The 12,345-nt window shown below is 57.7% G+C and carries 10 protein-coding genes; 5 read left to right on the plus strand and 5 right to left on the minus strand.

Going from position 1 to position 12,345, the window contains the following annotated elements:
• Positions 1 to 27 precede the first annotated feature (27 nt).
• The 3 genes from ACYZT9_RS04955 to ACYZT9_RS04965 form a co-directional block, all read right to left on the minus strand.
• Positions 28 to 1,629 carry an ABC transporter substrate-binding protein gene (locus tag ACYZT9_RS04955; RefSeq protein ID WP_462008821.1) on the minus strand — a complete coding sequence of 534 codons (1,602 nt, stop codon included), beginning with the start codon at positions 1,627 to 1,629 and terminating at the stop codon, positions 28 to 30.
• Between the two features lie 308 nt (positions 1,630 to 1,937).
• The gene (locus ACYZT9_RS04960; protein ID WP_462008822.1) at positions 1,938 to 3,563 is read right to left on the minus strand and encodes an ABC transporter substrate-binding protein; all 1,626 of its coding nucleotides are present in this window, start codon (positions 3,561 to 3,563) and stop codon (positions 1,938 to 1,940) included.
• Positions 3,564 to 4,480: 917 nt separating this feature from the next.
• Positions 4,481 to 5,197, minus strand: a complete 717-nt coding sequence (locus ACYZT9_RS04965; RefSeq protein ID WP_462008823.1) for an SIMPL domain-containing protein — start codon at positions 5,195 to 5,197, stop codon at positions 4,481 to 4,483.
• A 338-nt stretch (positions 5,198 to 5,535) separates the two neighbouring features.
• On the opposite strand from ACYZT9_RS04965, the gene ACYZT9_RS04970 reads away from it, so the two are divergent.
• The 4 genes from ACYZT9_RS04970 (at position 5,536) to ACYZT9_RS04985 (ending at position 10,186) form a co-directional block, all read left to right on the plus strand.
• Positions 5,536 to 6,798 (plus strand): ATP-binding protein, encoded by a 1,263-nt coding sequence (locus ACYZT9_RS04970; protein ID WP_462008824.1) that lies wholly within the window; start codon positions 5,536 to 5,538, stop codon positions 6,796 to 6,798.
• Positions 6,791 to 7,351: a response regulator transcription factor gene (locus tag ACYZT9_RS04975; RefSeq protein WP_017336511.1), complete on the plus strand. Its 561-nt coding sequence runs from the start codon at positions 6,791 to 6,793 to the stop codon at positions 7,349 to 7,351. The genes ACYZT9_RS04970 and ACYZT9_RS04975 overlap by 8 nt, the downstream gene beginning before the upstream one ends.
• A gap of 97 nt (positions 7,352 to 7,448) precedes the next feature.
• Positions 7,449 to 9,176 carry an ABC transporter ATP-binding protein/permease gene (locus ACYZT9_RS04980; protein WP_462008825.1) on the plus strand — a complete coding sequence of 576 codons (1,728 nt, stop codon included), beginning with the start codon at positions 7,449 to 7,451 and terminating at the stop codon, positions 9,174 to 9,176.
• A 251-nt stretch (positions 9,177 to 9,427) separates the two neighbouring features.
• Positions 9,428 to 10,186 (plus strand): FadR/GntR family transcriptional regulator, encoded by a 759-nt coding sequence (locus ACYZT9_RS04985; RefSeq protein ID WP_462008826.1) that lies wholly within the window; start codon positions 9,428 to 9,430, stop codon positions 10,184 to 10,186.
• A 24-nt stretch (positions 10,187 to 10,210) separates the two neighbouring features.
• Here ACYZT9_RS04985 and ACYZT9_RS04990 read toward each other — a convergent pair whose 3' ends face one another.
• Both ACYZT9_RS04990 and ACYZT9_RS04995 read right to left on the minus strand, forming a co-directional pair.
• Positions 10,211 to 10,558: a hypothetical protein gene (locus ACYZT9_RS04990; RefSeq protein ID WP_462008827.1), complete on the minus strand. Its 348-nt coding sequence runs from the start codon at positions 10,556 to 10,558 to the stop codon at positions 10,211 to 10,213.
• 157 nt (positions 10,559 to 10,715) lie between these two features.
• Entirely contained in the window at positions 10,716 to 11,093 is a 378-nt protein-coding gene (locus ACYZT9_RS04995; RefSeq protein WP_462008828.1) for a hypothetical protein, read from the minus strand.
• Positions 11,094 to 11,419: 326 nt separating this feature from the next.
• On the opposite strand from ACYZT9_RS04995, the gene kdgD reads away from it, so the two are divergent.
• On the plus strand, positions 11,420 to 12,331 hold the full coding sequence (gene kdgD / locus ACYZT9_RS05000; protein ID WP_046052865.1) for a 5-dehydro-4-deoxyglucarate dehydratase: 912 nt from the start codon (positions 11,420 to 11,422) through the stop codon (positions 12,329 to 12,331).
• Positions 12,332 to 12,345: the final 14 nt, after the last annotated feature.

A 12,345-nucleotide genomic window follows, 5' to 3' on the forward strand; every position in this document is an offset into this window, starting at 1 on the left:
TCCGCCCCCAGCGTTTTGGCTAATCGGTTATTGGTCGATACTGACGCCCGAGAACACATTGCGGCCGAATGGACTCACCTTGAATCCTTCGACTTTGACGCTCAACGGCTGGTTGACCGTCGAGTGGGCGACAGGCGTGATCGGCACTTGCTGCTTGAGCAATTGCTGAGCCTGTTTGTAGAGCACGGTTCGCTGGTCACGATCGGTGACGACCTTGGCCTGCTTGATCAGCTTGTCGTAAGCCGGATCACACCATTGGGAGTAGTTGTTGCCGCCAATGGCGTCGCAGCTGTAAAGCGTGCCGAGCCAGTTGTCCGGGTCCCCGTTGTCACCGGTCCAGCCAATCAGGCTGACATCATGCTCGCCATTCTTGGTGCGCTTGATGTACTCGCCCCATTCGTAGCTGACGATCTTCACCTTGAGACCGATCTTCGCCCAGTCAGCCTGGAGCATCTCGGCCATCAACTTGGCGTTGGGGTTATACGGGCGCTGAACCGGCATCGCCCACAACGTGATTTCGGTGCCTTCCTTCACGCCGGCAGCCTTGAGCAGTTCCTTGGCTTTTTCCGGGTTGTAGGCGACGTCCTTGATGGTCTCGTCGTAGGACCATTGGGTCGGCGGCATGGCGTTTTGCGCAAGTTGCCCGGCGCCTTGGTAAACGGCGTTGAGAATGCCTTGCTTGTTCACCGCCATGTCCAGCGCCTGGCGCACTTCGAGCTGATCAAACGGTTTGTGGCGCACGTTGTAGGCGATGTAACCGAGGTTGAAACCGGGCTTCTCGATAAGGTTGAGTTTTGCGTCGTTCTTCAACGCATCGACGTCGGCAGGGCGCGGGTGCAGGGTGATCTGGCACTCGTTGGCCTTGAGCTTCTGCACCCGCACCGAAGCATCGGTGTTGATCGCGAAAATCAGGTTGTCGAGCTTGACCCGGCTCGGGTCCCAGTACTGCTTGTTGCCGCTATAACGAATGTTGGAGTCTTTCTGGTAGCTCTTGAACACGAACGGCCCGGTGCCGATCGGCTTCTGGTTGATGTCACTCGGCTTGCCTTCAGCCAGCAGCTTGTCAGCGTACTCGGCGGACAGGATGGCGGCGAAGCTCATGGCGATGTTCTGGATGAACGCGGCATCTACGCTGTTGAGCGTCATGACCACGGTCAGCGGCCCGGTCTTCTCGACCTTGGCGATGTTCTTGTTCAGGCTCATCCCGTTGAAGTACGGGAATTCGGTTGGATAAGCCTTACGGAAAGGTTGCTGCGGATCGAGCATGCGATTGAAGGTAAACAGCACGTCGTCGGCATTGAAATCACGGGTCGGCGTGAAATACTTGGTCGTGTGAAATTTCACCCCTTCGCGCAGGTGGAAGGTGTACTTGAGGCCGTCTTCGGAAATATCCCAGCTTGTTGCCAGGCCTGGTACGACGTTGGTGGCGCCTTTTTCGAACTCTGCCAGTCGGTTGTACAAGGGCTCGGCGGCGTCGTTATCGGTCGCGGTCGTGTACTGCGCGGTGTCGAAGCCAGCCGGGCTGCCCTCGGAGCAGAACACCAGGCTGTTATTGGCGGCCTGGCTGATGGAAGTGGCGGCCAACAGGCCGGTGCCCAGCAATGCGGATAAAACCAAGGTATGGCGCATGACGCTCCCTTTTCTCTTTCGCTAAGTGTTTTCAATGAACCACCGTCTCGTCCGGGAACGTGGGGGCATCACTGATCTCAAGCCATGACGTGCAGCAATAACCGAGAGCCCACGGATGAACTGGTCAGATCCCGACGGTATGAGCGACGGGTCTGGCAGTAAATGCGTAAAGTCCTAAAGACTCGTAGGAAAGGTCAACGCGTCCGACTCCACTGTTGTCATACTCAGCGGAAATGGATGTAGGTTGTTTCCTACTTTCTCGGCAGAAAAAACAACGGCGACGTCAAGGACGTCGCCGTTGCAGGGTCTTATTTGCTGACGCTGACGCCGTAGAAGGAGTTCAAGCCAAACGGGCTGATCTTGAAATCCTGCACTTCGTTGCGCATGGGTTGGAACACCGTCGAGTGAGCGATAGGTGTCATTGGAACGGCGTCTTTAAGGACGTGTTGCGCCTGCTTGTACAGTTCGGTGCGCTTGGCCTGATCGGTCGTGCGCTTGGCTTCTTTCACGATGCCATCAAACTTCTTGTCGCACCACTTGGAGAAGTTGTTGCCTTGCAGGGAGTCGCAGCCGAACAGCACGTTCAGCCAGTTGTCCGGGTCACCGTTGTCGCCGCTCCAGCCAATCAGCATTGCGCCGTTTTCGCCACCTTTGGAACGCTTGATGTACTCGCCCCACTCGTAGGTCACGATCTTGGCTTTGATGCCGACCTTGGCCCAATCGGACTGCAGCATTTCAGCCATCAGCTTGGCGTTCGGGTTGTAAGGACGTTGTACCGGCATCGCCCACAGGTTGATCTCGGTGCCTTCCTTGATGCCGGCTTCCTTGAGCAGCTCTTTGGCTTTCTCAGGGTTGTACGGCGCATCCTGGATGGTGGTGTCATAAGACCATTGGGTTGGCGGCATGGCGTTGACGGCCTTTTGGCCAGCGCCCTGGTAAACCGAGTCGATGATCTGCTGCTTGTTGACGGCCATGTCCAGTGCCTGACGCACTTTCAATTGAGCCATCGGGTTTGGCTGGTCGCTGCCCTTGATCTTGTCCATCACGTTGTAGGCGATGTAACCCAGGTTGAAACCGGCCTGGTCAGGCACCTTCAGGGTCTTGTCTTCTTTCAGCGCCTTCAGGTCCGCCGGACGCGGGAACAGAGTGATCTGGCACTCGCCTTTCTTCAGCTTCTGGATACGCACCGACGGGTCGGTGGTGATGGCGAAGATCAGGTTGTCGATCTTGACGTCTTCAGGCTTCCAGTAGTCCTTGTTCCCGGTGTAGCGGATGTTGGAATCTTTCTGGTAGCTCTTGAACACGAATGGGCCAGTGCCGACCGGCTTCTGATTGATGTCAGCGGCTTTGCCTTCTTTCAGCAGTTGAGCGGCGTACTCGGCGGACTGCACGGACGCGAAGCTCATGGCCATGTTCTGGATGAACGCGGCATCAACTTCCTTCAGGGTGAACTTGACGGTCTTGTCGTCGACTTTGTCGATCTTGGCGATGTTGGTGTCCATCGCCATGTCGGTGAAGTACGGGAATTCGGTCGGGTACGCCTTACGGAACGGATCATCCTTGTTAATCATGCGATTAAAGGTGAACAGCACGTCGTCGGCGTTGAACTCACGAGTCGGCTTGAAGTACGGAGTGGTGTGGAACTTGACGCCTTCACGCAGGTGGAAGGTGTAAGTCAGACCGTCCGGGGTAATGTCCCAGCTAGTCGCCAGGCCAGGAACTACGGCGGTGCCGCCGCGCTCGAACTGGGTCAGGCGGTTGAACATGGTTTCTGCAGAGGCGTCGAAGTCGGTTCCGGTGGTGTACTGACCAGGATCAAAACCGGCCGGGCTCCCTTCGGAGCAAAACACCAGGTTAGTCGCCGCTTGGGCGAAAGGTGCGGCAGCTAACAAGCTGGCGCCGACTAAAAACGGAATGACCGCGTGTTTAAGCATGTTGGCCTCATGATTTGTTGTCATTTTTGGAATTGAGGACGACCTCGTGAGCCGTGCCTGCGGATACTTATGCAGGGGCCATACCCAATGCAAGATCCTGAATGGCTGCAAGCCTTAAACAGTGGCACGAACGTACCTTAATGTCGCATATGTATAAATTGACGCGCATTTGACCGTTTGCGCAGGTTTTTTCCGGTGCAAGTAACGCACCGACCGGGGGCGATCGTGGCATCTGGCGCACCCCATTGGAGCGTGGTGTTACTTATTTATACCCACCCCGTAGGCTACATTTTGACTCATTGCTGTTTGTCCGTGGACACCTTGGCGGCCTTCGGGCCGACCAGGTTCTTGCTGTCGGTGTGCATATCCATTCCTGTGGTAACGGCGGCTTAAGGTTTCGCCCTTACAGCGACTCACTTTTTTTTCAAACGCAAAAAAAAAGTAAGCAAAAAAAGGCTCGCCCCGAGCGTCCGGCCCCTCGCTAAGGCTCGGCGTTCCTTCGCTCCGGTATCCATCCGGGGACACTGCCCTCCGGTCTGCTTCGCGACGACCTACATGCAGCGTGTTCGACTGCGTCGAACGGCGCTGCGCGCCACTCCCCGGATGAACACCTCCACTCAGCCTCCCGAAGGGGCGGGTGGATCAAGATCAAAAGCGCAAGGCGAGCTAACGCTCGGCCTTGTGGTTTGGTGGGGTGTACGCGGATCTGCCTTTTTAGGGGCCGGTTTGCTGGCGAAGGCGGCCTGACAGCCGACCGATCTCTCTCAGATGTTCGCTGACTCAATGTGGGCGCGAGCTTGCTCGCGATGGCAGTGGTGCAATCTCCCCAAATTAGACAGTTCCACCACAGACTATTTTTCAGGCAATAAAAACGGCGATCACTTGGTGATCGCCGTTTTTTTGAATGAATTACGAGATCAAGGCATCAACACTTCAATCGCCCCATCCGCCGTCATGCTGACCTGGCTGGTGCCGGCTTCAACTTCCGGTGTCACCGGTGCGGCGTCCATGCTCGCCGCTTTCATCATCATCGGTCCGCGCATGTACGGTTGTGGATAACCGTTGCTGTTGAGGTTCAGGTTAACGATTTTGTAACCCTTGCCGCCCAGTGCATCGGTGGCCAGTTGCGCGCGGGCTTTGAAGGCCGTTACAGCATCTTTGAGCAGCGCGTCTTCGCTGGCCTTGCGGGTCGGCGTGGCGATCGCGAAGTCCATGCCGCCCATTTTCAGGTCGGTGAGCAGTTCGCCGGTCAGCTTCGACAGCGCGGCGAAGTCGGCGCTTTCCAGGCGCAGTTCGGAACGTTCACGCCAGCCTGTGATTTTCTGACCCTTGGTGTCGTAGATCGGATAGCTGTTGCGGCTGCCCTGGCGCAGGGTGATGTCTTTGACTTGCTTGGCCTGGGCCAGCGCCTTGTTCATGGTGGTGCTGACGTCGGCGGCGAGTTTGGCCGGGTCGGTGTTTTGTTCTTCGGTGTAGAGGGTCACGATCATCAGGTCGCGGGCGACTTCCTGACTGACTTCGGCGCGCAGGGAAATCTGGTTGTAATGCAGCTCGTCGACGGCCAGGGCCGGTAGGCTGGCGGCGGTGCCAACACTGAAGGCAAGAAGGGCGGCGCTGCGGCGGAAAGTGTGCATGAAAACTCCTTGGACGATGCGCAGGGGTTAGGTCCGAGCCTGCGTGAAACCATCAGACTCTAGCTTTAATGATCCGGTTCGCACAGTTACAACTTCTATACAGATGCCTTAACTGGCGAGCGAGGCATTGTGGCGAGGGAGCTTGCTCCCGCTGGACTGCGAAGCAGTCCCAAAAGATTTCCGACTGCTGCGCAGCCGAGCGGGAGCAGGCTCCCTCGCCACAAAGGGCATCCTCCACCGATATACGGACTGTGGCCGTTTGCCGCACTTTTGCCTGCCAACCCCTGCGCTTGGTTATACTCCGTGCGATCCGCCTGGAGCGCTCATCAGGAGAGCTCATGCTCGCCCCCGTTCAAATCACTTCTGCAACCCGCCAGAATCTCTGGCGGCTGACGTTCATCCGCACCTTGGTACTGGCTGCCCAGGCCGGTTCCGTTTTTCTGGCCTACTGGCTCGACTTGCTACCGCTGCCCTGGTTTCAACTGGCCGCGACGCTCGGTTGCTCGATGTTGCTGTGTGCGTTCACGGCGATTCGCCTGCGCACCTCATGGCCCGTCACTGAACTCGAATACGCCGTGCAACTGGCCTGCGACCTGTTTATCCACAGTGCATTGCTGTATTTCTCCGGCGGCTCGACCAACCCTTTCGTCTCGTATTACCTGGTGCCGTTGACCATCGCCGCCGTGACGCTGCCGTGGCGGTATTCGGTCATCCTGTCGGGCATCGCGCTGACGATGTACACCTTGCTGCTGGCGCGTTTCTATCCGCTGCAAACCTTCCCGATTGCCCGGGAAAACCTGCAGGTGTACGGGATGTGGCTCAGTTTCGCCCTTGCCGCGGCGGTGATTACTTTCTTCGCCGCGCGCATGGCTGAAGAGCTGCGCCGTCAGGAAGAGCTGCGCGCTATCCGACGCGAAGAGGGCTTGCGCGATCAACAGCTGCTGGCCGTCGCAACCCAGGCCGCCGGGGCCGCCCATGAATTGGGCACACCGCTGGCGACCATGAGCGTGCTGCTCAAGGAAATGCGCCAGGACCATCACGATCCGATGTTGCAGGAAGACCTGAGCGTGCTGCAGGATCAGGTCAAACTCTGCAAAGAGACCCTGCAGCAACTGGTGCGCGCGGCCGAAGCCAATCGTCGTTTGGCGGTAGAGATGCAGGACGTTACCGACTGGCTTGACGAAGCGCTGAATCGTTGGCACCTGATGCGACCGGAAGCCAGCTATCGCTTCCAGCGTTTGGGCCAGGGCACCGTGCCGCGAATGGCGCCGCCGCCGGACCTGACCCAGGCACTGCTGAATTTGCTGAACAACGCCGCTGATGCGTGCCCCGAAGGACTGCAAGTGACGCTGGACTGGAATGCCGAGGATTTGACCATCAGCATTCGCGACCACGGCGCCGGTGTGCCGCTGGCTATTGCCGAACAGATCGGCAAGCCGTTTTTTACCACCAAGGGCAAAGGTTTCGGCCTGGGCCTGTTTTTGAGCAAGGCCAGCGTGACACGCGCCGGCGGCTCAGTGAAACTCTACAGTCATGAGGAAGGCGGCACGCTCACCGAGCTGCGCCTGCCCCGTGTCGCCCGAGGAGACGAACATGAGTGACGAGATCCAAGTCGAAGGCGAGGAACTGCCGCATTTGCTGCTGGTAGATGACGACGCCACGTTCACCCGCGTGATGGCGCGCGCCATGGCCCGCCGTGGTTTTCGCGTCAGCACGGCCGGTTCCGCCGAAGAGGGCCTGACCATCGCCCAGGCCGACATCCCGGATTACGCCGCGCTGGACCTGAAAATGGACGGCGATTCGGGCTTGGTGCTGCTGCCCAAACTGCTCGAACTCGACCCGGACATGCGCGTGGTGATCCTCACCGGTTACTCGAGCATTGCCACCGCCGTCGAGGCGATCAAGCGCGGTGCTTGCAACTATCTGTGCAAACCGGCGGATGCCGATGACGTTTTGGCCGCGCTGCTGTCCGAGCACGCCGACCTCGATACCTTGGTGCCGGAAAACCCGATGTCGGTGGACCGCCTGCAGTGGGAGCACATCCAGCGCGTGTTGACCGAGCACGAAGGCAACATCTCCGCCACTGCCCGCGCCCTGGGCATGCACCGCCGCACGCTGCAGCGCAAACTGCAGAAGCGGCCGGTCCGTCGCTGAACCTGCGCTGAACGAATGCCGGCCGCGCCTCGCGATAAACCGAACCGATCATTTATGATCGGTTTGTGTGTGTTCTTTTCTTTATCGAGCCTTTTCCATGAATCAGAACGCTGAATATTCCGCGGTCAACGATGCGGTGCGCGGGCAGTTTTTTCGCAAAGTCTGGGCGATGATCACGCCTTACTGGCGCAGTGAAGAGAAGGTCAAGGCCTGGACATTGCTGATCGCCGTGATCGCGCTCTCGCTGTTCAGCGTGGGAATCTCGGTGTGGTTCAACACGTGGTACAAGGATTTCTACAACGCCCTGCAACAAAAGGACGAAGCGGCGTTCTGGCGGCTGATTCTGTATTTCTGCGCGATTGCGGCGGTGGCGATTATCGGTGCCGTGTACCGGCTCTATCTGACCCAAATGCTGACCATTCGCTGGCGTGCCTGGCTCACGGAAAAGCACTTCACCCGCTGGCTCGGCAACAAGAATTACTACCAGATGGAACAGGGCGGTTACACCGATAACCCGGACCAGCGGATTTCCGAAGACCTTAACAACTTCACCTCGAACACACTGGAACTGGGCATTGGTTTGCTTCGCAACATTGTCAGCCTGGTGTCGTTCTCGATCATTCTATGGGGCGTGTCGGGCAGTATCGAAGTGTACGGTTTTACCATTCCCGGCTACATGTTCTGGTGTGTGCTGGTCTATGCCGTGATCGGTAGCTGGCTGACGCATTTGATCGGTCGCCGATTGATCGGCCTGAACAACCGGCAACAACGTTTCGAAGCCGACCTGCGTTTCTCCATGGTGCGGATTCGCGAAAATGCCGAGAGCATTGCGCTGTACAACGGCGAGCCCAATGAAAACCGTCGTTTGAGCAATCGCTTCGGGCTGGTGTGGCACAACTTCTGGGACATCATGAAGGTGTCCAAGCGTCTGACGTTCTTTACCTCCGGTTACACCCAGGCCGCCATCATCTTTCCGTTCATGGTCGCCGCGCCACGTTATTTCACGGGCAAGATCGAACTCGGTGAGCTGATGCAAATCAGTTCGGCGTTCGGCAACGTGCAGGAAAGTTTCAGCTGGTTTATCAGTGCGTACCAGAACCTCGCGTCGTGGCGCGCCACCTGTGATCGTCTGCTCAGTTTCCGTCAGGCCATGACCGACAATGAAGAGCGCGCGCCTGCCATCGACGTGCAGAATCAAGGTGATGCGTTGAAGGTACACAACCTTGGCCTCGATCTGGCGGACGGTCGGCATTTGCTGACCAATGCCGACATGACCGTGGAGGAGGGCGAACGCGTGATGCTCAGCGGCCGTTCCGGCAGTGGCAAGTCCACATTGCTGCGGGCGATGGGGCATCTGTGGCCGATGGGCCATGGCAGTATTCGTCTGCCGGCGGCACGTTATCTGTTCCTCCCGCAAAAGCCATACCTGCCGATTGGCACGTTGCGCGAGGCGTTGAGTTATCCACAGGCCGGCGACACCTATCCGCACGAGCGTTACGTTCACGTGCTCGAAACCTGTCGTTTGCCGCACCTGGTTTCGCGTCTGGATGAAGCCAATCACTGGCAACGCATGCTCTCTCCGGGTGAACAGCAACGTCTGGCCTTTGCCCGTGCGCTGCTTTATGCGCCGCAATGGCTGTACATGGACGAAGCGACATCGGCGATGGACGAGGAGGATGAGGCGTCGCTGTACCAGGCGCTGATTGATGAGATTCCGGGGTTGAGCATCGTCAGTGTCGGGCATCGCAGCAGCTTGAAGCGCTTCCACCCGCGACATGTGCGCATCGACAACGGCCATCTGGTGGATCAAGCCGTAACCGCGTAGCTCCAAAAAACTGTTGTGGGGCGGAATTTTGTGGTGAAGGGATTAATCCCCGTTCGGCGGCGTAGCCGTCGCAAACCCACCTGCACTCGGTGTATCTGAATGTACCGAGACGGCAGGTTTTGGGATCGCTTCGCCATCCAATGGGGATAAATCCCCTCGCCACAGCCCGCTCCCACAGGGGCGGGGTGATCGTACAACCGCGTTGAGCTATGATGCGGTTTCAGCCGAATTTTTCGAGACAGACGTTCACCATGGAAAACCCGATCGACACACCACGCCTCCCTCGCAAGCGCCGCAGCCTCGCACAGGAACTGGTGACGGTGCTGTCCGAGCAGATTCGTGACGGTCACCTCAAGCGGGGCGACAAGTTGCCCACAGAGTCGGCGATCATGGATGTCCATGGCGTCAGCCGCACCGTGGTGCGCGAGGCGATTTCCCGTTTGCAGGCGGCCGGGCAGGTGGAAACCCGCCATGGCATCGGCACCTTCGTGCTTGATACTCCAAGCCCGAGCGGTTTCCGCATCGACCCGGCCACCGTTGTGACGCTACGTGATGTGCTGGCGATTCTGGAACTACGCATCAGCCTCGAAGTGGAGTCCGCCGGCCTCGCCGCACAACGCCGCAGCCCTGAACAGTTGGCGTTGATGCGCGCCGCGCTGGACGCCTTGAATGAAAGCGCGGCCCACGCCAGTGATGCCGTAGCCTCGGACTTTCAATTCCACCTGCAAATCGCGCTGTCGACCGGCAACCGCTATTTCACCGACATCATGACCCACCTGGGCACCAGCATCATTCCCCGTACGCGCCTCAACTCGGCGCGCCTGGCCCATGATGACCAGCAGCACTACATGAGCCGTCTGAGCCGTGAACACGAAGAAATCTACGATGCGATTGCCCGGCAGGATTCCGATGCGGCGCGGGCGGCGATGCGCCTGCATTTGACGAACAGCCGCGAGCGGTTGCGCCACGCGCATGAAGAGGCCGAGGCGCAGCGGGGGCAGGCATTTTGAATGCTCGGAGACTGAAGCGCTTGACTACGCCACTACGTCTGCGATTGCATCGTCAGATTTGACTTTGTTTGGATCGTTCAGGCGCTTCACTGTGTAGTAAGCGCTGACTTTTTTGCCTATCTCATTTGCGAAGACAGCGTGGATGATTCTACTGTCAACATAACCTGGATTGTTATTCCCGATAGTATGGTCTTCGCTACCCCATTGCTTACTCATGAACACTGACACTACATCGCCAACTGCCATACCATTGGTCGCGACGCGAACATAAATGTCTCCCGGATTATCAGCTACCGAAATCCTGTTTCCAAGATCTGTATGGTTGATATTTTGAAAGTTTGGAGCAGGATAATTTTTGGGTTGCGTAACCATGCTGAAATTTCCTTCTTCAAGAATTGAGATAGCCTAGAATCGCTTGAACCGTTCGAATCCGGCTCAAGCCAGACACTACTCAGACGAAAATAAGTAATCTACTGTCAGAAATAACAGTCCCGATGAGTGGAAAATCTGCCCATTCAAGTGTCGTTTCTCAAGGCTCGACACGAATCAGCAACGGTTCCGAGCAGGGCTCAAGGCTCGACTCATCCGCAAATTTGTAGCGTAATTCGACTTTTCTACCCGAATACCTTTCCAAGTCCGCTTTCGGGATTTTCATTTCGATCCCGCTCCGTTTCACCATGTCTTCAATGGCATCGTCCCAAAGCCCTGTGGGCTCCTCGGCACCGCGCCAGTCAGGCTCTTCCGGATCCAGCCCAAGAATCGGATACACGTCCCAGTTCGGCGGAATATCGTTGGGCTTCGGCACCCGGACGATCAAATAATCCCTCAGCTCCGAAAGCGTAATGACGGCAGTCTGGTCGGCGTCGCGGTGTGGAAACAGGGGAAGTATCGGTGAGGGGAAATTCATATCAGAGCGCTCCGTGCGAGGTCCGCCACGATCCATTCGCGGCAATGGCAGAACTCTAGGTGATGAATTCATGTTGTGCCGACCGCGACTTTTTCCGGGCATTTCCGTCGCGGACCCAGACCGGCCGAAAAGGGCCGCGGAGAGCGGAAAACCTTGGCAGAACGTTGTTTGCCTTGACTCACGCACTACGGTCTGTGCCACCAATTTCAGGTATGGCGATGAAATGCAGTTGACGGTTGTTTTTTAAGTTGTACGATGACCTACAACTTCGGCGCAGGCTGAACGATTTCTTCACACACATACGTGCTACCCAGGGTGTTCGAATAATGAATCCACAAGAACTGAAGTCCATCCTCTCTTCCGGTCTGCTGTCTTTCCCGGTTACCGATTTCAATGCTCAGGGCGACTTCCATCGCGCGGGCTATATCAAGCGTCTCGAATGGCTGGCCCCATACGGCGCCACGGCGTTGTTCGCCGCGGGCGGCACCGGTGAGTTTTTCTCTCTGGCGGCCAGCGAATATTCGGAAATTATCAAGACTGCCGTCGACACCTGCGAAACCAGCGTGCCGATTCTGGCAGGCGTGGGCGGTTCGACCCGTCAGGCCATCGAATACGCACAAGAAGCCGAGCGTCTGGGCGCCAAAGGTCTGTTACTGCTGCCGCACTACCTGACCGAAGCCAGCCAGGACGGCGTTGCCGCCCACGTTGAAGCCGTGTGCAAGTCGGTAAAAATCGGCGTTGTGGTCTACAACCGTAACGTCTGCCGCCTGACTGCTCCGCTGCTGGAACGTCTGGCCGAGCGTTGCCCGAACCTGATCGGTTACAAGGATGGCCTGGGCGATATCGAGTTGATGGTGTCGATCCGTCGCCGTCTCGGTGATCGCTTCAGCTACCTGGGCGGTTTGCCGACCGCTGAAGTCTACGCAGCGGCCTACAAGGCCTTGGGCGTACCGGTCTACTCCTCGGCGGTGTTCAACTTCATCCCGAAGACCGCGATGGATTTCTACCACGCCATTGCTCGTGAAGATCACGCCACTGTTGGCAAGATCATCGACGACTTCTTCCTGCCGTACCTGGATATCCGTAACCGCAAAGCTGGCTACGCAGTGAGCATCGTCAAGGCCGGGGCAAAAATTGCCGGCTATGACGCAGGTCCTGTGCGCGCGCCACTGACCGATCTGCTGCCAGAAGAGTACGAAGCGCTGGCCGCGCTGATCGACAAGCAAGGTGCGCAATAACACACCCGATTAAA

The organism is Pseudomonas sp. ZT5P21, from assembly GCF_054897785.1.

What these genes read in the sequence shown, in the direction of transcription:
- ACYZT9_RS04955 (WP_462008821.1), bottom strand. Translation starts at nt 1,629, where the DNA reads ATGCGCCATACCTTGGTTTTATCCGCATTGCTGGGCACCGGCCTGTTG.
- ACYZT9_RS04960 (WP_462008822.1), bottom strand. Translation starts at nt 3,563, where the DNA reads ATGCTTAAACACGCGGTCATTCCGTTTTTAGTCGGCGCCAGCTTGTTA.
- ACYZT9_RS04965 (WP_462008823.1), bottom strand. Translation starts at nt 5,197, where the DNA reads ATGCACACTTTCCGCCGCAGCGCCGCCCTTCTTGCCTTCAGTGTTGGC.
- ACYZT9_RS04970 (WP_462008824.1), top strand. Translation starts at nt 5,536, where the DNA reads ATGCTCGCCCCCGTTCAAATCACTTCTGCAACCCGCCAGAATCTCTGG.
- ACYZT9_RS04975 (WP_017336511.1), top strand. Translation starts at nt 6,791, where the DNA reads ATGAGTGACGAGATCCAAGTCGAAGGCGAGGAACTGCCGCATTTGCTG.
- ACYZT9_RS04980 (WP_462008825.1), top strand. Translation starts at nt 7,449, where the DNA reads ATGAATCAGAACGCTGAATATTCCGCGGTCAACGATGCGGTGCGCGGG.
- ACYZT9_RS04985 (WP_462008826.1), top strand. Translation starts at nt 9,428, where the DNA reads ATGGAAAACCCGATCGACACACCACGCCTCCCTCGCAAGCGCCGCAGC.
- ACYZT9_RS04990 (WP_462008827.1), bottom strand. Translation starts at nt 10,558, where the DNA reads ATGGTTACGCAACCCAAAAATTATCCTGCTCCAAACTTTCAAAATATC.
- ACYZT9_RS04995 (WP_462008828.1), bottom strand. Translation starts at nt 11,093, where the DNA reads ATGAATTTCCCCTCACCGATACTTCCCCTGTTTCCACACCGCGACGCC.
- kdgD (WP_046052865.1), top strand. Translation starts at nt 11,420, where the DNA reads ATGAATCCACAAGAACTGAAGTCCATCCTCTCTTCCGGTCTGCTGTCT.